The organism is Deferribacter desulfuricans SSM1 (assembly GCF_000010985.1).
Lineage (GTDB): Bacteria > Chrysiogenota > Deferribacteres > Deferribacterales > Deferribacteraceae > Deferribacter > Deferribacter desulfuricans.
The window spans coordinates 134,434-156,006 of sequence record NC_013939.1 but is presented as its reverse complement, the minus strand read 5'-3'; the positions used below and the strand labels follow the sequence as shown (position 1 = coordinate 156,006).

The window sequence follows — 21,573 nt, the reverse complement described above, 5'->3', positions numbered from 1 at the left end:
CCGATAATTACTATATAGTAAATACTGTTGCAGCCCAAGTTAAACCGCCGCCAAAAGCAGCAGAAACGATATTTGCACCTTCTTTAATTTTCCCATTTTTTCTGGCAATATCTAATGCTGTAGGGATTGATGCTGCAGATGTGTTTCCAAATTTATCTAAAGTGACAATTACTTTATCACTATCAAGTTTTAGCCTCTTGGCCACTGCATCTATTATCCTTAGGTTTGCTTGATGAGGTATTAAAAAATCTATATCTTCAAAATTTAAACCACTTTCTTCTACAGCTTTTACAGCTACATCAGCCATAGCTCTAACAGCAATTTTAAAAACCTCATTACCTTTCATCGAAAACAGATTGCTTTCTATATCAAAATCTTCTCTATTTGATAAAAATGTTGAACCTCCAGCTTTACATTCAAGTAAAGATGTATACTCTCCATCAGCATGTAATAATAAACTTCTTACTCCAGGCTTATCACTTTTAGATAAAATAACAGCCCCAGCTCCATCCCCAAGAAGTACACAGGTGCTTCTATCTTTCCAGTTAACTATTGAACTCAACCTTTCAGCACCAACTATCAATATATTATTTGCAAGATTATTTTTAATTAATGAATCTCCAATGGCTAAAGAATAAATAAATCCAGAACATGCAGCGTTTATATCAAAAGCAAAAGGCCCTTTAATCCCCAATTTACCTTCTAAGTAACAAGCTGTAGAAGGAACTAAAGAATCTGGTGTACATGTTGCTACAATAACTCCATCTATATCTTCTTTTCGTATTTGTGCATCCTCTATTGCTTTAATTGCAGCTTCATAAGCCATTTCACTTGTAGTTTTATCTTCTGAAATCCTGCGCTCTCTAATGCCTGTGCGAGTTACTATCCATTCATCACTCGTATCAACAAACTTTTCAAGATCTTTGTTTGTAAGAATTTTTGATGGGAAATATGAACCTGTGCCTATTATCTTTGAATAACTGTTCATGACACACCTTTTTTTTATAACAAAAACAAAGTAAAAACCTAATCCTAAATTACTTGAAAAAAATTCATTTAAATATGTTGCACAATCATATAACTTTTTGAAAGTTCGTATAATTATGAGTTTGCTTCGTCACTAAAAACCCTCGCAATGACTTTACATTGATCATTACGAGCTCCAACGAAGCAATCTCAAAATGTTTTTTGTCGTGCAACATCCTATATTTCTAAAACTTAATCAGAAGTAATCTTTTTAAATCTGTCTTTTATATTGTTCCAAAAAGTTTCTACTTTGTCAACTTTTAATCTCTCAAGAGATGCCTTAACTCTTTCCTCTATAAGTTGATTTAACCTTTGCTCTGCTAACTCATAAGCAACTTTTATACCATTCTTAACAGCATTAGCATTGGAACTACCATGCCCTATAATACATATACCATTCACACCCAACAAAGGAGCACCACCATATTCGGTATAATCAGCTCTTTTCTTCAGAGATTCAAAAGCAGGTTTTAAAATCAGTGCGGCCATTTTTCTGATAAAATTTTTAGTTAGCTCCTCTTTTAATAACTTGCCAATATACCACGCTGCTGATTCGCTAACTTTTAAAGCTATATTACCTGCAAACCCATCGCAAACAACCACATCTGCCCCGCCTTTATAAAGCTCTTTCCCTTCAACATTACCTATAAACTTAATCAAAGGGGATGTTTTTAAAAGATTAAACGCATTTTTTGTGCTTTCATTACCTTTTAAATCTTCTTCTCCGATACTGAGTAATCCAACAGTTGGTTCATCTTTTTGAAAAACTATTTTAGCATAAGCTGAACCCATAATTGCAAATTGTAAAAAATGTATAGACTTACAATCTACATTTGCACCTATATCTAGTATAACTGAATGCCCCTTTGCATTTGGCAAAACCGCTCCTATGGCAGGTCTATCAACTCCTTCTATCGGTCTCAATATAAGCTTAGCACATGCCATCACAGCGCCAGTATTTCCTGCACTAAAAAAAGCTCTAGCTTCACCTTTCTTAACAAGTCTTAACCCTTCATGAACTGATGATTTCCTCTTTTTTCTAACTGCAACTGAAGGCAAATCATCCATAGTAATAGCTTCTTCTGCGTGTATTACAGATATTTTCTCTTTTGGATAATTCCCAGCCTTATCAAGCTCTTGTTGGATTAAGGTTTTATCACCCACCAATATTATATGAATATCATACTCTTTGGCAGCTAAAATAGCTCCTTTGACTATTTCACGAGGGGCATGATCGCCCCCCATTGCATCTACAGCAATTCTCATAATTTCAGTTTTTACAATTCAGATACTTCTAAAACCTGTTCTTTCTTATAATAACCACACGCTGGGCATACAGAGTGAGGTATTTTTAGCTCACCACAATTATCGCATTTTACAAATGCACCACTTTTCACATGATGATGGCTTCTTCTATGCCCTCTTTTTAATCTTGTTGTTTTCTTCTTAGGAGCACCCATTTTTCACCTCTTCTTTTATTTTTTTAACTTCTTTAAAATTTCTAATCTCGGATCTATAAAAGTATCACTACACTTACAATCTTCATAATTTAAATCAACACCACACCCTGGACAAATCCCCTTACAATCTTCATTGCACAGCCACTTCATAGGTTTTAGCAACATAACCTCTTCTTTTATAATTTCATCGACATCTATAAAATCACCAAGAACATTATAAAAAGATAAGTCCTCATCTTTCAACTCAATTTCTTCTTCACTATTTTCTTCCAGTTTGTTTCTCACAATCTCCAGCTGAATCCTTTCGCTAAACTCTTTCTCAACTAAATCTCTGCACCTATCGCATTTATCCTCTATTGTAAAAGTAACTATCCCGTCCAAAAAATACCCTTTTTTTATAGGATAAATTTCGCCTGTAAAATTTTTTACAACAATATGAGCATCAATATACTCAAAATCAAAGTTAGTATCAAATTTTAAACCATCTGATTTAATTTGTTCGAAATAGATTTTCACTTTTTATACCTCAAAGTAGCGGATAAATATATTTAAACTACTCTTCGTTGTCAAGGACAAACTCAGTATTAATCCTTATAAAACACATTAACAAATCACTAATTATTTGACTTTTATAACAATATTGTTTATAATCTATTATAATATATAATTAATTTATTTTCGAGGTTTTTTCATGTTATATGCCCAAATAGAGTTTGTTTATTTACACAATGCAAAGATAAAAGATGCACCATTACTTTTTATAATGAGGAATAAAGAGAGATTTAGGGGAAAAATTTACGACTTTGATCCCTATTCAGTTATCATTGACGATGCAGAAGTTAAAATTCATATTTACAAAAGGGATATTGCAACAATTGCTTCTGCAAAAACTATTATCGATGTAGACTATATTAGTAAAACCTATTATCAAACTCATAGAGGGAGACACCCAAAACATACAAGACCTCCAATGCAGGATATATTTTTAAATGAGGTTAGAAAATCCAAATCCCCAATTATAGCATATTTAACCAACGGAGTAAAAGTTAGAGGGTTGCTTGTAGGTTTTGATGACTATGTTTTGCTTACATCCTATGAAGACAGACAACAACTTATTTACAAAAGTGCAATATCAACAGTTTACCCATTATATCAAGACAAAGAAATCATTAAATATGATGATGAGAGGTAAGTAATGGAAAAAAACTACAAGATATTAGTAGTTGACGATGAAGAACATACAAGACTGGGTTATGCAGAAGTATTAAAACTTGATGGATATGAAGTAGAAACTGCAGAAACGGGATTAGAAGGTTTAGAAAAGGCCAAACAATCTGATTTTGATGTAATAGTTACAGACCTTAGAATGCCACAAATGGATGGCTTAACCTTTATTGAAAAACTTAGAGAGTTTAACAAAGATGTTAGGGTAGTTATCATTACAGCCTTTGGGACATATAAATCTTACCAAAAAAGTAAACAGCTTGGTGTAATTACATACTTAAATAAACCTGTAAGAGCTAAGGATTTAAAAGACGCTATTACAGATGTTTTGGCCAAGTAAGAGTAAAAATGTTTTATAGTAATATAAACGATATATACGATTTTTTATTCCCTTTTGATGAAACAACTTACAACTTTTTAAAAAGTTATGCAAAAAAAGATCTCCCCATATTGGATATAGGTTGTGCTACAGGAAAATATGTAACCAGATTTAGAAACGATAACTTTAAAGCTTTCGGCCTTGAGTTTGAAAAAGGGTTTAATTTAAACAATCATTTTATTTATGGTGATATGAATCAATTACCATTAAAAGATGAGAGTAAATTTGGATTAATATATTCTATTGGCAATACATTGGTGCACGTAAACGATAAACTTCAATTTTTTAAAATTATTAAAAATAGTATGAAGTTATTAGATCACAAATCATATCTTTTGATACAAATAATAAATTACGATAGGATATATGGTTATAACATAAAAGAATTACCAGTAATTGATAACGAATATATATATGCAAAAAGGCTCTACCATTATGATGATGAATCAAAAATAACCTTTGAAATGGTAGTTACCGACAAAAAAAATAATACCACAAAAACTATAAAGCAGACTATAACACCCATCTTTTTAGAAGATATAAAATTAGCTGCAACGAAAGCAGGCGCTGGTTTTGTCCAGTTTTTTGGCAGTTTTGATGAAGATAAGTTTTTTATCAAAGATAGTTTGATGCTTATCGCTGCTCTATATAAAAATTAACCTATTTTAGCTCTACTCTATTTTCTAAAGCTTTTAAAATAGCAAATTCATCAGAATATTCTATATGTGTGCCAACGGCCAGACCAGATGCAATCCTAGTAATTCTGATGTCGTAATCAGCAAGCAATTTTTTTAAATAATATGCAGTAGTTTCACCATCAACATCTGGATTAGTTGCTATAATTACTTCTGTTACACCCAAATCCCCAACCCTATTTAATAACTTCTCAAAACTCAACATATCTGGAGTAATACCATCAAGAGGTGCTATTCTCCCCCCCAACACATGATATAGCCCCTTATAAATCCCACTATTTTCTATAATGATTACATCTTTTGCTTCTTCAACTACACAGATAGTTTTTCTATCTCTACCTTCATCTAAACATACATAACATATATCTTTATCAGTCAGCGAACCACACTCTTTGCAAAATTTAATATTAGTTTTCAACTTATTAATACTGTTAACAAGCGACTCAACATCTTTATTTGTCATTTTTAAAAGATGTAAAGCCAGCCTAGTGGCCGTTTTTTTCCCAATCCCAGGCAGCTTACTTAATTCAAATACACATCTTTCAAAATCAGCTAATTTAATCATAAATATAAAAGTTAGAACATCCCAGGAAAGTTTAGACCCATGCCACCTGTAAGTTTACTCATTTTTTCTTGCATTAACTCCTGAGACTTTTTAATCCCTTCATTTACCGCTGCTAATACAAGATCTTGTAACATTTCTACATCCTCAGGATCAACAACATCTTTTTCTATCTTGATTTCTACCAATTCCTGTTTCCCATTTACTTTAACTGTCACCATACCACCACCAGCAGAAGCCTCAACTACCTCTTTTGCAGCTTCTTCCTGCATCTCCAACATCTTCTTTTGCATTTTTTGAGCCTGTTTCATCAATTGTTGTATATTCATCACTTCCTCCTTTTTTAAATTTTGATATGCATATAGATTTTTTAACTATTTATCAAGTTTAATTTCTTTTATAGTAGCATCAAATTCATTTTCAATAAGCTTAACAGCACTATTTTCCTTTAATTCATTTTTTAGCATTTTATCTTTAAAAGTTTCTATCTCGGTTACTTTCTCAATCACCCCTTTTTTTTTACTCCCATTTTCGAGCTTTATTACTACATCTTTTACCCCATCAAAAAAACGCTCAGCAGCCTTTTTTACATAATCTAGATTTCCATTCTTCATGATTATATTATAATGGAACACTTTCTCCTCAGAAAAACCTATTACAAGCTTATCATTTTCTATTGCTATAAGATATCCATACCCCAGATTAGAAGCGATATTTGGCCTTTTTTCACCCAACTTATCAATAAAATCTTTCCATAATTTATCTTTATCACTTAGATTAGTAACTGGCTGTGGCTCTATTTTTTTTATCTTACTATCTTTATTTTCACTCATTTTATTATCTGAACTGAAAGCAGATATGGGTAAAATCTTTTCTAAATTTAAAAGCTTAAAAACACCTATCTCAAAAATATCTTTATCAAAAGAATAAAACCTTAAGTCATTATACATTTTTAATAAAACTTGGTGGACAGCAAATAAATACCCATCATCTACATAATCTAGCAATCTATCAAAAAACACTCTTTCATCGTTAGTTAATGAAACATCATTTTTATCGTTGAACTGTTTTAGGATTAACAATGTCTTTGTAAAACTAAGAAACTTTTCAACAACGTATTTATAATCCAAGCCTTTCAAATCTATCTCACTCAATAGCTGTTTTATAGAATCATTATCCTTTAAAATTATCTTTTCAAAAAGTTCATTAATAATCTTATCTTCTGATAAACCAAGTAAATATTTGGTATCATCCAAGAAAACTTTACCGCCAGTATACGCTATAACTTGATCAATAAGGGAAAGACAATCTCTAACACACCCATCAGAGTTCCTAACAATCAGATTAACTGCATCTTCTTCATACTCTATATTTTCTCTTTCTAATATACTCCTGATATGTTCAATAAGTTTTAAATCAGGTATTTTAGAAAAATTAAAGCGTTGACATCGCGAAAGGATGGTAGCTGGTATTCTATGGGCATCAGTTGTAGCAAAAATAAATATCACATAAGATGGTGGTTCTTCTAATGTCTTTAGCAGTGCATTAAATGCCGCCTCCGTCAGCATATGAACTTCATCTATAATGTAAATTTTATATTTAGATTTTGTTGGTAAAAACTTTACAGATTCTCTTAGCTGCCTAATCTCATCAATACCTCTATTTGAGGCTCCATCTATTTCATATACATCTAAAGATGTCCCGTTAGTAACTTCAACACAATTTTCACATTTATTACATGGATTTACACCTTCAGGGCTCAAACAGTTTAATGCCTTTGCAAAAATCCTCGCAGTACTCGTTTTACCAATACCTCTAGGCCCAGTAAAAAGATAAGCATGACTTATTCTGTTTAGTTCTATAGCATTTTTTAATGTCTTAACAATATAATCTTGATATACAATCTCATCAAAAGATTGAGGTCTATATTTTCTTGCTAAAGCTAAATAACCCATAAAATCACCTCGTTAAAAAAATATACCAATATTCAATCTTAATCAATGAAAATTAAAAACCTTATCAATTCTAAAAAATATATCCAAAAGTGAACATTTATGTCAATATATACTCCTCAAAGATTTTTTTGACGAAATTTAACTTTTTCAAATAACTTCAACAAAAAACAAATTAATCAACCCTTCAATATATTTTAATTATCAATATGTTGACTTCATAGCAAAATATAGTTTATCACTTATTTACCGATTTATTTCTAATAAACAGCTATTATAATAGTGTTTTATAAATACTTAATGTATACCAATAAAATATATTGAAATAATTTTATTTTTATTATAAAATATAACTATGTTATATAAATTTAAAAATGTTCAACACAACTAAACTAGGAGGTAATGATGAAAAGAAGAGAATTTTTGAAAAAGGCTGCTGTAACAACCGCTGCAGCTGGCGCTGCATTATCTTTCGGTGCTCCTGCTGTTCATGCTAAAAAAAGATATCTTTGGAAAATGGTTACTACATGGCCACCACACTTCCCTGTTTTTGGTGAAAGTGCTGAATTTATAGCTAAATGGGTTGAAAAAATGTCCGATGGAAGGCTCAAAATACAGGTATATGGCGGTGGCGAACTTGTTCCACCTTTGCAAGCTTTTGATGCTGTTAGTGGTGGTATGGTAGAAATGGGACACGCATGTGCTTACTACTGGGCTGGTAAAGCTCCTGCTACTCAATTTTTTGGTGCAGTTCCTTTTGGACTCAATAGTCAACAGATGACATCATGGATATTGGCTGGTGATGGTCATAAACTTTGGAGCGAACTATATTCAAACTTTAACCTTGTCCCATTTTTAGTTGGAACCTGTGGTGTTCAGATGGGTGGATGGTTTAACAAGGAAATTAACACTATTAACGATGTAAAAGGCCTAAAAATGAGAATCCCTGGCCTTGGCGGTAAAGTAATAGCTAAAGCTGGTGGTACTGCTGTTCTTTCAGCTGGTGGTGAAATTTACACCAACCTTGAAAGAGGCGTAATTGATGCTACCGAATGGGTTGGACCATATCACGATTACAAAATGGGTTTTTATAAAGTAGCAAAATACTATTACTATCCTGGTTGGCATGAACCAGGTACTGCAATTGAAATGTTTGTGAATAAAAAAGCTTATGAAAAACTCCCAACTGATTTGAAAGAAATCATCAAATATGCTGCACAAAGCTCTGCTGCATGGATGTTATCAGAATTTGAAGCAAAAAATAACTATTACTTGCAAAAACTTATAAAAGAGCACAATGTAAAACTCAAAAAATTCCCAACTGACGTTCTAAAAACATTTAAAAAGTATACAGAAGAAGTATTAGATGAAATTACTACAAAAGATCCAATGAGTAAAAAAGTTTACGAAAATTATAAAGCGTTCCAGAAAAATATTGTTGATTGGGATAAAATCTCCGAATTTGCATACCTTAGCGTTCTATATTCATAAAAGAGGGGATTTCCCCCTCTTTTTTTTAAAAAAGTCTATTTAGTCTCACTTTACAACATATATCTTAATTAAATTCTGTTTGAATTTTTGACAAAAACTTATATAATCTAATTATAAATTCACTTGGAGGTAATGATGAAAAGAAGAGAGTTTTTAAAGAAGGCTGCTGTAACAACCGCTGCAGCTGGCGCTGCGTTATCTTTCGGTGCTCCAGCTGTTCATGCTAAGAAAAGATATCTTTGGAAAATGGTTACAACATGGCCACCTCATTTCCCTGTAATGGGTGAAGCTGCTGATATGCTTGCAAAATGGGTTGAAACAATGTCAGAAGGTAGGCTCAAAATACAGGTATATGGTGGTGGTGAACTCGTCCCCCCTCTACAAGCTTTCGATGCTGTTAGTGGCGGTATGGTAGAAATGGGCCACGGAGCATCTTATTACTGGGCTGGGAAATCTCCTGCTACTCAATTTTTTGCTGCAGTTCCATTTGGTATGAATGCTCAGCAGATGAATGCATGGATTTATGCAGGTGATGGCCTTAAACTATGGGAAGAAGTTTATGCAAATTTCAATGTAAAACCAATGCCTGCAGGAAATACTGGCGTTCAGATGGGCGGATGGTTTAACAAAGAAATAAAAACCATCTCTGACTTCAAAGGCTTAAAAATGAGAATCCCTGGTCTTGGTGGTAAAGTACTCGCTAAAGCTGGTGGTACCGCTGTTCTTTCAGCTGGTGGAGAAATCTATACAAACCTTGAAAGAGGTGTAATTGATGCCACCGAATGGGTTGGTCCATATCATGACTACTTGATGGGATTTTATAAAGTAGCTAAATACTATTACTACCCTGGATGGCATGAACCAGGTACAGTTTTAGAAATGTTTGTAAACAAAAAAGCTTTTGAGAGCTTGCCAAAAGATTTGCAGGAGATCATTGTAACTGCTGCTTATAGATCCAATCTTTGGATGCTATCAACATTTGAAGCAAAGAATAATTTTTATCTCAATAAACTTATCAATGAGCATGGTGTTAAACTGAAACAGTTCCCAGAACCTGTACTAAAACAACTCAAAAAATATTCTCAAGAAGTATTAGAAGAAATAGTTGAAAAAGATCCTTTGAGTAAAAAAGTATATGACAACTTTCTTGCATTCAAAAAGAATGTTGTTGCATGGGCTAATATTTCTGAAATTGCTTACGCAAAAACACTTAACCTATAAAAAGAGGGGGTACCCCCTCTTTTTTAAATCATCAATCACAAAATAAACAGCATCTAACAAATTTTCACCAATAAAATCTGCAGTAATATTTTTACTTTTAAGTTTTTCTATTTCTGCTTTTCCATAACCTGTCATAACAAGGGCAGTTTTACACTTACAATTAACTCCTAGTTCAATATCACTAACCTTATCTCCAATAACATACATAAAATCGGTATCAACAGCTAATTCAGTAATAGCTCTATTAATCATGCCAGGTTTAGGCTTTCTACATCCACAATCCTTTTTAAACTCTCTTATTTTTGCATCCTTATGATGTGGACAAAAGTATATCCCATCAATTTTTGCTCCATTATTTTCTAAAAGTCTTACCATTTTGTTATGCAGTTTATATACATTTTCCAAAGGGAAATAACCTTTTGCAACTCCAGCCTGATTCGTAACAACAATGGCCAAAATATCCAATTTGTTAAGTAATCTAATAGCCTGATAGACGAATGGGTAAATTATAAAGTTATCTTCATGATTAATATAACCTGCTTCAATATTGATTGTGCCATCTCTATCAATAAATACTGTAGGTCTCTTCATCCTTTTTCACCCTTTTAAATCTTTTATGAATTAAATACCATTGATCTGGATGCTTTTTTATAACATCTTCATAAACCATATTTATTTTTCTTGCCATAGAATTTAACCTTACTTTTAAATCCCCTTTTTTTTCAGGAAATATTAAATCATAATGAATCATTTTATAATAGCCATTTTCCCTTATGACAAAAATGGGTAAAATTGGTATTTTTTTACGAATAGCAATCAATGGAATTCCAGCTATAAAAGTCGTTTTTAATCCAAAAAAATCAACATAAATACTATCTTTTTCCATTGCACCATGATCAAGTAAGCTTCCAATATAATAATCATCGTCCAATAACTTTGATACTTTCAAAGCCACATCCCTATGAGTAAAATATTCTATTCCCTGGCTCCCCCTCTGCTTTTTAACAAAGCTATCAATTTTCTTATTTTTAATCCTTCTACCAATGATTGCTATTTTCTTCTTAAATATCTTTTTTACAAAAACTGGGCCAAACTCCCAAGAGCCAATATGAGCACTAACCACTAACAAAGAATTATATTTACCAATTTTATTATATAAATTTTTTTCATCTTCAATAATTACATTGTTTACTATAAACTCAGCGTCAATTTTATCTAAATAAAGCAACTCGAAAAAAGATCTAAAGATATTTTGAAAATTTCTCTTCAAAAAAAAGTTATTAGGCCTAACACCTATTACTTCACAATTTTTTATAGCTACTTTTCTGCGATCTTTTATAACATAAAAAGCGATAATCCCCAATATATCAGCTAACTTATACAAAGTTTTAAGCTCAAATTTTCTCAATATGTTAATAAAAAAGAGCACTACAACTTCCTATCTATAAAATCTAAAATCTTAGAAATTTTATTTTTAGCAATATTATTTAGCTCATTTTCAAATCCATCAAAATCACAATTTAAAATTACTTCATCTTTTAAATATGACTCAAAATCTTCCTTATTCTTTACAGTATAAATCAAATTATATTTTTTAGCCAAATCGTATATCTCTTTAAAATTCCACATATTTTCACCACATCCTATAACTTTTCTAAACTGCAACGACTCAAAAATATTATGCCCACCGATATTGTTTACTACTGAGCCCCCAACAAAAATTTTGCTAGAAATTTTATAAAACTTCTCCAACATCCCAAACTTATCCACTAAAATAACTTTACTTTTTAATATTTTATCTTCTCCTTCACTCCACTTAGCAACGCTATAATCATAATTTTTTATAATTTTATATACTTCATCAACCCTGTTTAAATGCCTTGGTACAATTATCAATTTATCGTATTTATCTTTTACTTGGCCAAATGCATTCAAAACTAACTCTTCTTCCCCTCGGTGTGTACTTCCAGCAGTGAAAAAATTCCCTTTTAAAAACTCTAATTCATCAATTTCCACATCTTTTTTTACAAAAAACTTCAAATTTCCTAATAATTCTAAATTTTCTTCTCCCTCTAATATCTTCTTAAATTTTATATAATCATCTTCACTTTTTACAAAAATTTTATCAAATCTTGTTAATAAATATTTAAATATAAATTTTAGTTTATAATAACTTTTAAAACTCCTATCAGATATCCTGCCATTAATCATAACTAAAGATGTTTCTTTGCTTGCAGTAATTATTAAATTTGGCCAAATCTCTGTATCTACAATAAAAAAAAGTTTTGTATTCAAAAGCTGAATTAAGTATCTTATTGCAAAGCTGTTTTCAATAGGCAATAAAAAACATACATCAGGTTTTAATTCCTTTATTGCGATCTCCTTCCCTGAGTAAGTAACAGTGGTCACAACAATTGATAGATCAGGAAATCTCTTTCTAATCTCATCAACTAATACTTTAAGGCTTCTAACTTCTCCAACACTTGCACAATGAAACCAAATACTCTTTTCTATCTCTTTATCTATTTTAATAAACCCAAACCTTTCAAAATAATCTTTTTCTTCTTTCTTCCAAAGAGCTGCTAAATAACCTAAAGGTACAATAAAAGGGATTAAAATAAAAATAAGCAAATTGTATATAATTTTAAGTATTGTCATTCAACAACTCCAGCATCCTTTTCTGAAGGAATAATCTATCCTGCTCCAAAAGAGTTTCATCCATATTCTTTGAAAAATAGATCGGCTCACCATATACTATTTTTATTTTTGAAAAAGGGTATGGCAAAACAAATCTATCCCAACTTTTAAACTGTTTATACTTATAACATTTTGCGATAGCAGGAACAATTGGCCTCAATTTTTTCTTGGCAAGATAAATTACTCCAGGCTTCACTTCATAAATTGGCCCCTTAGGGCCATCCACAGTAATAGCAGCATCATATTCTTCACCCATTAAACGCTTTGCACCAATAACGGCCTTCACCCCACCTCGAGACGATGAACCTCTCACTGTTTGAAATCCAAACTTCTTTAAAAAATAATCGGCAATGTCACCATCTTTACTTTCTGAAACAATTGTAACAATTTTTTCATTTTTATGTAAATTAACAAAAGGGAACAGCTGCCCATGAAAAATGGCAAAAACTATTTGCTCCCCTCTTTCTCTTAAACTATCCACTACTTCTCTATTAACTAATTCATACCTCAACGTTTTATAGTAATTTTTTAGTATGTGATATCCTATGTTTAAAACAGATTCATTCATTTACAGCGTTTTTTACCACACTTGAAATTATCTCAACTTCTTCATCTTCTAAAAATGGGTTCATTGGTAATGACACAACCTTTTCAGCTAATTTTTCAGATACTGGGAAGTCTCCTTTCTTATAACCAAGTTTACTAAAACTCTTTTGCAAATGAACAGGGATGGGATAATAAATAGCAGAAGCGATTTCATGCTCTTGTAATCTTTTTTGAATTAAATCCCTTTTCTCACTTACTATAGTAAATTGATGATAAACATGTTGACCATTATCATTTTCAGCCTGTATCTTTACAAAATCAGACAAACGATCTCTATACAAATTTGCTATCCTAATTCTGTCATTGTTAAGTTTATCAATATACTTAAGTTTTACTCTCAAAATTGCAGCCTGGATATCATCTAGCCTAGAATTAAATCCCAACATCTCATGGTAATATCTTGTAAAAGAACCATGATTTCTCAATGCTTTTAATGTATTGTAAACACTTTCATCATCAGTCGTTATGAGACCTCCATCCCCATAACAACCCAAATTTTTACTTGGAAAAAAACTAAAAGCACTTACATCACAAATTGAGCCAATTTTTTTCCCTTTGTATTCTGCACCAAAAGATTGAGCACAATCATCAAGTACTTTTATATTGTATTTCTTCGCTACTTCAATAACCTCATCAAGATTAGCTGGATTACCAAATAGATGAACAGGGATTATAACTTTTGTTTTTTCAGTAATTTTATTTTCTAACTGAGTAACATCTATGTTCATAGTTTCTTCGTCAACATCCACAAAAACAGGTTTCGCATTGCAATAAAGAATAGCCTCAGCAGTTGCAATAAAGGTAAATGGCACAGTTATTACCTCGTCCCCCTCGCCAACACCTAATGCTCTCAAAGCAAGATGCAAAGCCTCAGTACCACTGCCAACACCAACAGCATATTTAACTCCAAGATATTCAGCCACTTCCTTTTCAAAGGATTCTACATTTGGACCTAAAATAAATCTCGTTTCTTTTAAAGAGCTTTTAACTGCCTTATCTATCTCTTCTCCAATTAAATTCATTTCCCTTTTTAAATCTAACATAGGTATCATAACTTTCCTCCAAACTTATTTTCTTTGTTCTTCTTTTGGATCTAATAAATCTCTTAGCCCTTCACCCAAGAGATTGTACCCAAGCACTGTTAAAAATATTGCAACTCCAGGGAAAAATGATAACCACCAGGCAAACATTATATTATCTTTTCCAACTGTCAAGATATTTCCCCAAGATGGAGTAGGTGGCTGGACACCAAGCCCCAAAAAGCTCAATGCAGACTCTGTCAAAATAGCTCCAGCTATCCCCAAAGTTGCAGTAACAAAAATAGGTGTAAAAACATTTGGTAAAACATGCTTTAAAAGAATCTTCCATGTTCTAAGCCCTAATATTTTTGCAGCAATTACATAATCCCTTTCTTTTACGCTTAGAACTTCTGCTCTAACCATCCTTGCGACACCCATCCAACTCGTCAAACCAATAACTATCATTACATTTACAAGACTTGGTTTTAAGAAACCGATAACTGCAAGGATCAGAAAAAAAGATGGGAAGCTTAGCATAACATCAACAAAACGCATAACCATACTATCAATAAAACCCCCATAATAACCTGCAATCAATCCGAAAGCTGTACCAATAACAATTGAAATACCAACAGATATAAAGCCCACTAAAAGTGATACCCTAGAACCATAAACTATCCTACTAAATACATCTCTCCCTAAATCATCTGTCCCAAAGAGATGATCTTTTGATGGTGGTAAGAATATATTATTCAAATCTATCTTATAAGGATCATGAGTCGCAATAACTGGAGCAAAAACAGCTATAACAAAAAAACTAACAACAATAACCAAGCCTACCCAAAAAAGTGTACTACCCTTTTTTCCCATACCTAATCCTTGGATCTACTAGAGCATAAACCACGTCAGCAACTAAATTTCCAATCAACGTTAAAACTGCTCCAATAACCAAAATACCCATTATTGTTGGATAATCTCTCATCATAACAGATTGGTAGAAAAGCTGCCCCATACCTGGTAGCCCAAAAATAGATTCAAATATCACACTACCACCAATAAGCCCTGGAATCGATAAACCTAATATTGTAATTATTGGTAACAACGCATTTCTTAACGCGTGCTTAAACAATATTTTATTTTCTGGAAGACCTCTACTTCTAGCAGCCTCTACATATTCTTCATTTAACACTTCAAGCATACTGTTTCTTGCAAATCGTGATAACCCAGCAAGTCCACCAAAGACCGATATTCCCACAGGCATTATAGTATGTTTGATAACATCAATAATTTTACCAAACATAGTCAATGAATCAAAATTATAAGATTTAAGACCTGATATTGGCAGCCATCCAAGAACAACGCCAAAATAATACATACAAAGAAGAGCTAGCCAGAAAGTGGGTATTGCAAAACCGATAAAAACAAAAATAGTTACCCCTCTATCAAACAAGGTATCTTTATAATAAGCAGATAAAACACCTAAAGGTAACGCTATAATAAAAATTAACACCATAGCAGTTACATTCAAATAAATAGTCAAAGGCAATCGCTCTTTTATTTTTTCTAAAACCGGCTTCCTATCTAAAGCAAATGATTCACCAAAATCCAATTTGGCAACCTTTTTTAGCCAATTAAAATACCTGATATGTATGGGCTTATCAAGTTCATACATTTTAATAAATTTTGCTCTTGCAGTTTCTGAAACTTTAGGATTCATCTGAGATAAAAACTGCACAGGGTCACCTGGAGCAAGATTGATAACAATAAAACTAATCATCGTAATCCCTATAAGCATAGGGATCATACCTAGCAATCTTTTAATTATATAATTTAACATATTTCTACTTTTATCTACTTTGTAAAATGATATCGCTGTTCAGCTTTTGGAACGTACCAATCTATAAAATTGTACATCAGACCCGCTGGAGCTGGAGAAACATTTCTAAACCTCTTGTGAAGAGCTATCAATGCATCAGGTACATACAGAAAAGTATAAGGTTGATCTTCTGCTAAAATTTCTTGAATTTTGTGATAATAACTCTTTCTCTTTTCAACATCAAACTCAACACGAGCCTTTTCAATTAGATTATCCACCTCTTTATTTTGATAACATATAAAATTTAACTTTTTATCTCTACAATTTGAAGAGTGCCATACATCATACAAATCAGGCTCCTGAGGTATACTCCAACCCAAAATAACAACCTGAAAATTCCGTTTATCAATATACTCGCTAATAAATGTTGCCCATTCTAAAATTCTAATTTCTACCTTAATCCCAATTTTTTCCCAGCTTTGTTGAACTATTTCAGCTATCCTACTTCGAGAACTGTTCCCCTGATTTGTCAAAATAGTTATCTTAAACTTTTTTCCGCTCTTTTCTAAAATACCATCGCCATCCACATCAGACCAACCAACCTCTTTTAAAAGTTCTTTAGCCTTTTCCAAGTTATAATCATATTTTTTTACATTTGGGTTATACCAAATGGTCCCTGGCTTGTATGGCCCTGTAGCCTTTACACCAAGACCAAACAAAACCCCTTTGATAATATCATCTTTAGGGGTAGCATAGGTTAATGCTTGTCTAACCCTTTTATCAGCAAATAAGCTATTTTTCAGATTATAACCAATATATGTGTAGGAATTAGCCAAGTATTTATATTTTTTATAATATTTTTTAAATCTTGTATTCTCAGTCTGTTTTGTATATTGCAAAGGGAATAAACCCATCATATCAATGTTTTGATTTAACAGTTCTAAGAACATTGATGAAGTATCAGGTATAACTCTGTATATATATCTTTCTATGTGTGGTTTCCCTTCAAAATAATCTTCATTTGCAACCAATGTAATATGGTCCTGAGATTTCCATTCTAAAAATTTATATGGTCCTGTTCCTATTGGTTTCCTCTGTAATGGGGATTTTGTTATTGGTTTCCCTTTTAACAAGTGTGCAGGTAAAATCGATACTGTCCAACTTGCTAATGCTGGTGCATAAGCCATTTTATAATAAACTTTAACTGTATAATTATCGGGTGTTTCAACTTTTTCAATTAATCTAAAATCTGCATCATACGCAGTAGGTGTTTTATCATCCACAATTATTTCGTATGTATACTTTACATCCTCAGATGTAAAAGGTTTCCCATCCTGCCACTTTACACCCTTTTTAAGATAAAATGTGATTACTTTTTTATCCTCTGAAACTTCCCATTTCTCAGCCAAATCACCTACAAGATTAAGATTTTTATCATATTTTAATAAGCCATTGTAAATAAGCCCTGCAACAGAATGAGATGCCGAATCAGTAGCTAATATTGGTATTAAATTACTTGCGTCACCAATACTCCCCTCAACTAAAGCATCACCAAAAGCTACAGTTTCATTTTCAAGCTTTTCTTTGTTTTTTTTAGATACAGGTTCCTCGTTTGTCCCACAAGAAGTAAAAACAAAAATTAACAGTAATAGTAAAAAAAGCCTCTTGGCAAATATCATTTGCTCTGCAATGGAACCTGAGGCAAATTGTTTTTCTGCTCTACCGGCGCATTAACAGGAATATTATTTAAAATACTTTCTCCTGTTCTATTCTTTGACATAATTGTCAACGTAATTGAAGTAAAAAAGAACACAATAACCAAAATTGTCGTAATCTTATTCATAATATTTGCTGGTGTAGCTGGCCCAAAGCTATCACTTGAACCACCACCAAAAGCTGAGCCTAAATCAGACTCTTTTCCCGACTGCAATAAAACAGCTAAGATTAAGAGTATACTAACAAACACATGAATGGCTATTATTATGCTATACATTACTCACCTCTTTATTCATAATATTTTAAAATTTTTATAAAAGATTCAGCTTTTAAGCTTGCACCACCAACTAAAGCACCATCTATCTCTGGTGAACTCATCAATTCTTTAATATTCTCTGGTTTGACGCTTCCACCATACATTATTCTAATACGTTGAGCTACATCATCGTCATAAAGCTTAGCTATATATTTTCTAATTTCCATATGCATCTTTTCAGCATCGTCTTTCGAGGCTGTTTTTCCTGTCCCTATTGCCCATACAGGCTCATAAGCAATTACAACATTATTAATCAACCCTTTTTCAACACTTTTTAATCCCAAACCAACTTGCCTTAAAACTGTCTCAACCTCACAACCAGCTTCTCTCTCTTCTAAAAGCTCACCCACACATAAAATAACATTTAATCCTTTTTTTAGTGCGTGTAATACTTTTTTATTTATTACCTCATCTGTTTCCCCAAAAATATGTCTTCTTTCAGAGTGTCCTAAAATAACATAATTACACCCAGCACCTAAAAGCATATCAGCAGAAATTTCTCCAGTATACGCACCAGAATCTTCAAAATACATATTCTGACCAGCTAAGATATGGCTATCATTTAAATATTTCTTGATTTCATATATAGAGATAAATGGTGGTGCAAAACCAAAATCCACACTTAATTGATCCACACCACTATCAATAACAGATTTCACAAGCTCAACGCCCTCTGAAATAGTGGTATTCATTTTCCAATTACCAACGATCAAAGGCTTCCTCATCCTTCTTTCCCCTCACTTTTCTTTTCCACAATAGTTTTAATATCTTTACCCATTTCGCATGTCCCATTAAAAATAACACCATCTTCAACTATCAAAGATGGCGTTTTAATACTTCCGTTTACAACTGCAGGCTTATACAACTCTACTTTATTTTTTGCAACAATATTTCCTTCAAAATAACCAGAAATTTTTACAACACCAGCCTCTATATTTGCTTTAACTTTTCCAGATTCAGCAATAACAAAAGTATCACTACTTTTAACATCCCCTTGAAAATCACCATCAATTCTCACCATACCATCAAAGATAAGTGTCCCTTCAAATTTGGTATTTTTACCCAAAAATGCATTAATTGCATTACTTTCGTTTTTACCCTTTATCATAACTCGCCTCTCAAAACATTTATTATTCTATTTAAATCATCATTACTATTAAACTTTATAACAATGCTTCCACCCTTTTTTTTCAATTGAATGTCTACCTTGGTTTCAAAATAACTCTCAAGCTCTTCTTCTAGTGTGGAAATAAAGAGGTCCTTCTCAATACTCTTTTTAGTTTCTGCAGGTTTACTTTTAAGCTTAGAGACTAACTTTTCAGCTTCCCTTACTGATAGTTCTTTATCTATAATATCTTTCAAAACTCTCAACCTGCTTTGAAGATCATCTATCACAAGTAAACATCTTGCATGCCCCTCACTTATAAGCCCTTCTTTTAACGCTTTAAGACTTTTTTCATCAAGCGCCAACAATCTAAGAGTATTTGCAACAGCAGATCTACTTTTACCAACAATACTGGCAACCTGTTCCTGAGTATAACCATATTTATCCATCAATTTTTTATAAGCTTCTGCAAGCTCAACAGGATTCAAGGATTCTCTTTGTACATTTTCAATTAAGCCTATCTCAAGTCTCTCTTTATCATCCTGCTTATCTATAACTATTGCTGGAATCTTTTTAATACCAGCAAGACCAGCAGCTCTCCACCTTCGCTCACCAGCTATAATCATAAAACTATTTTGAGAGATTTTTTCTACTAATATGGGCTGTAAAACCCCTTTTTTCTTAATAGATTCAGCTAAATTATTTAAAGATTCTTTATCAAAATTTTTTCTGGGTTGATTTGGATTTGCCTGTATATTTGTAATATCTATTTCTATAACCTTTTTCCCCGCTTCTCTATCTTTGCTTGTAGGTATAAGAGATTCTAATCCTCTACCTAGTGGGTTTCTTTTCGTCATCTTCTACTTATCACCTCTTTTGCTAATTCTATATAACTTTCTGCACCTTTAGACCTTATATCATAAGAAATAATTGGTAATCCATGGCTTGGAGCTTCACTAAGTTTAACATTTCTTGGAATTATGGTTCGAAACATATCTTCTCTAAAATATTCCCTCACTTGTCTGTATACTTCTTTTGATAAATTATTTCTGGGGTCATACATTGTAAGTAAAATCCCTTCCAATTTCAACTCAGGATTTAAATTTTCTCTAATTAATCTTACAGTATTTAACAGTTGGCTCAACCCTTCTAATGCATAATATTCGCATTGCAACGGGATCAATACAGTATCAGCTGCTGTCAGAGAATTTATCGTCAATAAACCAAGAGAAGGCGGACAGTCTATAATAATGAAATCAAAATCATCCTTTTTCATATCAAGATGTTTCTTTAATCTTGTCTCTCTAGATAGAACTGTCACCAACTCTATTTCAGCAGCAGTTAAATCTATTTTACTAGGAACTAAGTAAAGATTGTTTATTTGAGTTTCTAATATAATCTCGTCTAGAGAAACGTCACCCACTATAGCGTCATAAACAGACTTTTCCAACTCATGTGGTAGATAACCAAGCCCGCTTGTAGCATTTGCTTGCGGATCCATATCCACAATCAAAACCTTAGCTTCTGCAATAGCTAAAGCAGAAGAAAGATTTACTGCTGTAGTCGTCTTACCAACACCACCTTTTTGATTTGCTACTGCTATAATTTTACCCATAACTTGGAAGATTACTCCATATTCATCTAAAAATCAACCCACCGATTTTTAGATTTTTATATCTAAAAACTGAAACAGTTCGATTAAAGAAAACCTGTATTTATTGTAAATATCATTCATCATAATTTTGAAAATAACAGAAGTAGCTTCAGCATCATAAAGCGCTCTATGCCTCTTATAATTAGATTTTATTCTAACATTGTATTTTTCTATTAAAGCATCCAGATTGTGATATCTTGACAACACATTTACTTTTTTAGAAAGTGCTAATGTATCTAAAACAAACTCAAAAGGTTCATCTATTAAATATTCCTTTGATATTCTTCTCAAAAAAGCCATATCTTTCCTTGCATTATGAGCAACTGGAATACACCCTTTTGCAAATTCTATAAAATTATAATAAGCTTCACATTCATCAGGAGCATTTGCAACATCCTCATCTGTAATCCCATGAATCTTTTGAGAATCCTCTGGAATAGGTATCCCAGGATTTACTAATACATGAAATTTGTTTTTGTAATCAATCACAAACCCAGGCTTTATTTTTACTGCGCCGATTTCAACAATTCTATCTCCATCAAAAGGATTTATCCCAGTAGATTCTATATCAAAAACACAATACTCAACTTCATTAATTTTTTTATCTAACAATTCTGCGTATTCAAGTATCATA

Annotated in this window: 26 protein-coding genes; 5 read left to right on the top strand and 21 right to left on the bottom strand. The window is 32.3% G+C overall.

Annotated features, from left to right (window positions below):
• Nucleotides 1-10: 10 nt before the first annotated feature.
• The 4 genes from DEFDS_RS00760 to DEFDS_RS00745 form a co-directional block, all read right to left on the bottom strand.
• Complete coding sequence (locus tag DEFDS_RS00760) at nucleotides 11-988, bottom strand: beta-ketoacyl-ACP synthase III (protein ID WP_013006910.1); 978 nt, start codon at nucleotides 986-988, stop codon at nucleotides 11-13.
• 230 nt (nucleotides 989-1,218) lie between these two features.
• A complete protein-coding gene (gene plsX, locus DEFDS_RS00755) occupies nucleotides 1,219-2,292 on the bottom strand; it encodes a phosphate acyltransferase PlsX (protein ID WP_013006909.1) in 1,074 nt (357 codons plus the stop codon).
• A gap of 11 nt (nucleotides 2,293-2,303) precedes the next feature.
• The gene (rpmF, locus tag DEFDS_RS00750) at nucleotides 2,304-2,486 is read right to left on the bottom strand and encodes a 50S ribosomal protein L32 (protein WP_013006908.1); all 183 of its coding nucleotides are present in this window, start codon (nucleotides 2,484-2,486) and stop codon (nucleotides 2,304-2,306) included.
• 15 nt (nucleotides 2,487-2,501) lie between these two features.
• Nucleotides 2,502-3,002, bottom strand: coding sequence for a YceD family protein (locus DEFDS_RS00745; protein ID WP_013006907.1), 501 nt, complete (start codon nucleotides 3,000-3,002; stop codon nucleotides 2,502-2,504).
• Nucleotides 3,003-3,177: 175 nt separating this feature from the next.
• Between DEFDS_RS00745 and hfq the strand changes: the two genes are divergently transcribed.
• The 3 genes from hfq to DEFDS_RS00730 are packed head-to-tail and all read left to right on the top strand — an operon-like array spanning nucleotide 3,178 to nucleotide 4,748.
• Complete coding sequence (hfq, locus tag DEFDS_RS12860; RefSeq protein ID WP_013006906.1) at nucleotides 3,178-3,678, top strand: RNA chaperone Hfq; 501 nt, start codon at nucleotides 3,178-3,180, stop codon at nucleotides 3,676-3,678.
• A gap of 3 nt (nucleotides 3,679-3,681) precedes the next feature.
• The gene (locus DEFDS_RS00735) at nucleotides 3,682-4,050 is read left to right on the top strand and encodes a response regulator (protein WP_013006905.1); all 369 of its coding nucleotides are present in this window, start codon (nucleotides 3,682-3,684) and stop codon (nucleotides 4,048-4,050) included.
• Between the two features lie 8 nt (nucleotides 4,051-4,058).
• On the top strand, nucleotides 4,059-4,748 hold the full coding sequence (locus DEFDS_RS00730; protein WP_013006904.1) for a class I SAM-dependent methyltransferase: 690 nt from the start codon (nucleotides 4,059-4,061) through the stop codon (nucleotides 4,746-4,748).
• A 1-nt stretch (nucleotide 4,749) separates the two neighbouring features.
• Here DEFDS_RS00730 and recR read toward each other — a convergent pair whose 3' ends face one another.
• The 3 genes from recR to dnaX are packed head-to-tail and all read right to left on the bottom strand — an operon-like array spanning nucleotide 4,750 to nucleotide 7,301.
• On the bottom strand, nucleotides 4,750-5,349 hold the full coding sequence (gene recR / locus DEFDS_RS00725) for a recombination mediator RecR (RefSeq protein WP_013006903.1): 600 nt from the start codon (nucleotides 5,347-5,349) through the stop codon (nucleotides 4,750-4,752).
• An 11-nt stretch (nucleotides 5,350-5,360) separates the two neighbouring features.
• Nucleotides 5,361-5,675 carry a YbaB/EbfC family nucleoid-associated protein gene (locus tag DEFDS_RS00720; protein WP_013006902.1) on the bottom strand — a complete coding sequence of 105 codons (315 nt, stop codon included), beginning with the start codon at nucleotides 5,673-5,675 and terminating at the stop codon, nucleotides 5,361-5,363.
• Nucleotides 5,676-5,720: 45 nt separating this feature from the next.
• Complete coding sequence (gene dnaX / locus DEFDS_RS00715; protein WP_013006901.1) at nucleotides 5,721-7,301, bottom strand: DNA polymerase III subunit gamma/tau; 1,581 nt, start codon at nucleotides 7,299-7,301, stop codon at nucleotides 5,721-5,723.
• A gap of 399 nt (nucleotides 7,302-7,700) precedes the next feature.
• Here dnaX and DEFDS_RS00710 point away from each other — a divergent pair, with 399 nt between their 5' ends.
• Both DEFDS_RS00710 and DEFDS_RS00705 read left to right on the top strand, forming a co-directional pair.
• Nucleotides 7,701-8,789, top strand: a complete 1,089-nt coding sequence (locus DEFDS_RS00710; RefSeq protein ID WP_013006900.1) for a TRAP transporter substrate-binding protein — start codon at nucleotides 7,701-7,703, stop codon at nucleotides 8,787-8,789.
• 132 nt (nucleotides 8,790-8,921) lie between these two features.
• On the top strand, nucleotides 8,922-10,010 hold the full coding sequence (locus DEFDS_RS00705) for a TRAP transporter substrate-binding protein (RefSeq protein WP_041223523.1): 1,089 nt from the start codon (nucleotides 8,922-8,924) through the stop codon (nucleotides 10,008-10,010).
• Here DEFDS_RS00705 and DEFDS_RS00700 read toward each other — a convergent pair.
• From DEFDS_RS00700 to DEFDS_RS00635, 14 genes are read right to left on the bottom strand one after another with little or no spacing between them, the layout of a single operon-like run.
• Nucleotides 10,005-10,601, bottom strand: coding sequence for a D-glycero-alpha-D-manno-heptose-1,7-bisphosphate 7-phosphatase (locus DEFDS_RS00700; RefSeq protein ID WP_013006898.1), 597 nt, complete (start codon nucleotides 10,599-10,601; stop codon nucleotides 10,005-10,007). The genes DEFDS_RS00705 and DEFDS_RS00700 overlap by 6 nt on opposite strands.
• Entirely contained in the window at nucleotides 10,576-11,439 is an 864-nt protein-coding gene (locus DEFDS_RS00695) for a lysophospholipid acyltransferase family protein (protein WP_013006897.1), read from the bottom strand. Before DEFDS_RS00695 ends, DEFDS_RS00700 begins: the two co-directional genes overlap by 26 nt.
• Nucleotides 11,439-12,668 carry a 3-deoxy-D-manno-octulosonic acid transferase gene (locus tag DEFDS_RS00690; RefSeq protein ID WP_013006896.1) on the bottom strand — a complete coding sequence of 410 codons (1,230 nt, stop codon included), beginning with the start codon at nucleotides 12,666-12,668 and terminating at the stop codon, nucleotides 11,439-11,441. Before DEFDS_RS00690 ends, DEFDS_RS00695 begins: the two co-directional genes overlap by 1 nt.
• A complete protein-coding gene (locus DEFDS_RS00685) occupies nucleotides 12,655-13,275 on the bottom strand; it encodes a lysophospholipid acyltransferase family protein (RefSeq protein ID WP_013006895.1) in 621 nt (206 codons plus the stop codon). The genes DEFDS_RS00690 and DEFDS_RS00685 overlap by 14 nt, the downstream gene beginning before the upstream one ends.
• Nucleotides 13,268-14,365: a DegT/DnrJ/EryC1/StrS family aminotransferase gene (locus tag DEFDS_RS00680; RefSeq protein WP_013006894.1), complete on the bottom strand. Its 1,098-nt coding sequence runs from the start codon at nucleotides 14,363-14,365 to the stop codon at nucleotides 13,268-13,270. The genes DEFDS_RS00685 and DEFDS_RS00680 overlap by 8 nt, the downstream gene beginning before the upstream one ends.
• Before the next feature lie 15 nt (nucleotides 14,366-14,380).
• Nucleotides 14,381-15,202, bottom strand: a complete 822-nt coding sequence (gene nikC, locus DEFDS_RS00675) for a nickel transporter permease (protein WP_013006893.1) — start codon at nucleotides 15,200-15,202, stop codon at nucleotides 14,381-14,383.
• A complete protein-coding gene (locus tag DEFDS_RS00670; RefSeq protein ID WP_013006892.1) occupies nucleotides 15,186-16,169 on the bottom strand; it encodes an ABC transporter permease in 984 nt (327 codons plus the stop codon). Before DEFDS_RS00670 ends, nikC begins: the two co-directional genes overlap by 17 nt.
• A gap of 14 nt (nucleotides 16,170-16,183) precedes the next feature.
• Nucleotides 16,184-17,827: a peptide-binding protein gene (locus DEFDS_RS00665; RefSeq protein ID WP_013006891.1), complete on the bottom strand. Its 1,644-nt coding sequence runs from the start codon at nucleotides 17,825-17,827 to the stop codon at nucleotides 16,184-16,186.
• Nucleotides 17,824-18,141, bottom strand: coding sequence for a preprotein translocase subunit SecG (gene secG / locus DEFDS_RS00660; protein ID WP_013006890.1), 318 nt, complete (start codon nucleotides 18,139-18,141; stop codon nucleotides 17,824-17,826). The genes DEFDS_RS00665 and secG overlap by 4 nt, the downstream gene beginning before the upstream one ends.
• Before the next feature lie 11 nt (nucleotides 18,142-18,152).
• Entirely contained in the window at nucleotides 18,153-18,905 is a 753-nt protein-coding gene (tpiA, locus tag DEFDS_RS00655) for a triose-phosphate isomerase (RefSeq protein WP_013006889.1), read from the bottom strand.
• Nucleotides 18,902-19,288, bottom strand: coding sequence for a bactofilin family protein (locus tag DEFDS_RS00650; RefSeq protein WP_013006888.1), 387 nt, complete (start codon nucleotides 19,286-19,288; stop codon nucleotides 18,902-18,904). The genes tpiA and DEFDS_RS00650 overlap by 4 nt, the downstream gene beginning before the upstream one ends.
• Complete coding sequence (locus DEFDS_RS00645) at nucleotides 19,285-20,142, bottom strand: ParB/RepB/Spo0J family partition protein (protein ID WP_013006887.1); 858 nt, start codon at nucleotides 20,140-20,142, stop codon at nucleotides 19,285-19,287. The genes DEFDS_RS00650 and DEFDS_RS00645 overlap by 4 nt, the downstream gene beginning before the upstream one ends.
• A complete protein-coding gene (locus tag DEFDS_RS00640) occupies nucleotides 20,139-20,900 on the bottom strand; it encodes a ParA family protein (RefSeq protein ID WP_013006886.1) in 762 nt (253 codons plus the stop codon). Before DEFDS_RS00640 ends, DEFDS_RS00645 begins: the two co-directional genes overlap by 4 nt.
• A 48-nt stretch (nucleotides 20,901-20,948) precedes the next feature.
• The gene (locus tag DEFDS_RS00635) at nucleotides 20,949-21,572 is read right to left on the bottom strand and encodes a 3'-5' exonuclease (RefSeq protein ID WP_013006885.1); all 624 of its coding nucleotides are present in this window, start codon (nucleotides 21,570-21,572) and stop codon (nucleotides 20,949-20,951) included.
• Between the last annotated feature and the right edge of the window lies 1 nt (nucleotide 21,573).

Excerpts from the sequence above, each read along its gene's own strand:
- DEFDS_RS00720 (WP_013006902.1), bottom strand. The coding sequence starts at position 5,675 with ATGAATATACAACAATTGATGAAACAGGCTCAAAAAATGCAAAAGAAG.
- DEFDS_RS00645 (WP_013006887.1), bottom strand. The coding sequence starts at position 20,142 with ATGACGAAAAGAAACCCACTAGGTAGAGGATTAGAATCTCTTATACCT.
- DEFDS_RS00690 (WP_013006896.1), bottom strand. The coding sequence starts at position 12,668 with ATGACAATACTTAAAATTATATACAATTTGCTTATTTTTATTTTAATC.
- secG (WP_013006890.1), bottom strand. The coding sequence starts at position 18,141 with ATGTATAGCATAATAATAGCCATTCATGTGTTTGTTAGTATACTCTTA.
- DEFDS_RS00650 (WP_013006888.1), bottom strand. The coding sequence starts at position 19,288 with ATGATAAAGGGTAAAAACGAAAGTAATGCAATTAATGCATTTTTGGGT.
- rpmF (WP_013006908.1), bottom strand. The coding sequence starts at position 2,486 with ATGGGTGCTCCTAAGAAGAAAACAACAAGATTAAAAAGAGGGCATAGA.
- DEFDS_RS00640 (WP_013006886.1), bottom strand. The coding sequence starts at position 20,900 with ATGGGTAAAATTATAGCAGTAGCAAATCAAAAAGGTGGTGTTGGTAAG.
- DEFDS_RS00670 (WP_013006892.1), bottom strand. The coding sequence starts at position 16,169 with ATGTTAAATTATATAATTAAAAGATTGCTAGGTATGATCCCTATGCTT.
- dnaX (WP_013006901.1), bottom strand. The coding sequence starts at position 7,301 with ATGGGTTATTTAGCTTTAGCAAGAAAATATAGACCTCAATCTTTTGAT.
- plsX (WP_013006909.1), bottom strand. The coding sequence starts at position 2,292 with ATGAGAATTGCTGTAGATGCAATGGGGGGCGATCATGCCCCTCGTGAA.
- hfq (WP_013006906.1), top strand. The coding sequence starts at position 3,178 with ATGTTATATGCCCAAATAGAGTTTGTTTATTTACACAATGCAAAGATA.
- recR (WP_013006903.1), bottom strand. The coding sequence starts at position 5,349 with ATGATTAAATTAGCTGATTTTGAAAGATGTGTATTTGAATTAAGTAAG.
- DEFDS_RS00665 (WP_013006891.1), bottom strand. The coding sequence starts at position 17,827 with ATGATATTTGCCAAGAGGCTTTTTTTACTATTACTGTTAATTTTTGTT.
- DEFDS_RS00710 (WP_013006900.1), top strand. The coding sequence starts at position 7,701 with ATGATGAAAAGAAGAGAATTTTTGAAAAAGGCTGCTGTAACAACCGCT.
- DEFDS_RS00685 (WP_013006895.1), bottom strand. The coding sequence starts at position 13,275 with ATGAATGAATCTGTTTTAAACATAGGATATCACATACTAAAAAATTAC.
- nikC (WP_013006893.1), bottom strand. The coding sequence starts at position 15,202 with ATGGGAAAAAAGGGTAGTACACTTTTTTGGGTAGGCTTGGTTATTGTT.
- DEFDS_RS00760 (WP_013006910.1), bottom strand. The coding sequence starts at position 988 with ATGAACAGTTATTCAAAGATAATAGGCACAGGTTCATATTTCCCATCA.
- DEFDS_RS00735 (WP_013006905.1), top strand. The coding sequence starts at position 3,682 with ATGGAAAAAAACTACAAGATATTAGTAGTTGACGATGAAGAACATACA.
- DEFDS_RS00730 (WP_013006904.1), top strand. The coding sequence starts at position 4,059 with ATGTTTTATAGTAATATAAACGATATATACGATTTTTTATTCCCTTTT.
- DEFDS_RS00635 (WP_013006885.1), bottom strand. The coding sequence starts at position 21,572 with ATGATACTTGAATACGCAGAATTGTTAGATAAAAAAATTAATGAAGTT.
- DEFDS_RS00705 (WP_041223523.1), top strand. The coding sequence starts at position 8,922 with ATGATGAAAAGAAGAGAGTTTTTAAAGAAGGCTGCTGTAACAACCGCT.
- DEFDS_RS00700 (WP_013006898.1), bottom strand. The coding sequence starts at position 10,601 with ATGAAGAGACCTACAGTATTTATTGATAGAGATGGCACAATCAATATT.
- DEFDS_RS00680 (WP_013006894.1), bottom strand. The coding sequence starts at position 14,365 with ATGATACCTATGTTAGATTTAAAAAGGGAAATGAATTTAATTGGAGAA.
- tpiA (WP_013006889.1), bottom strand. The coding sequence starts at position 18,905 with ATGAGGAAGCCTTTGATCGTTGGTAATTGGAAAATGAATACCACTATT.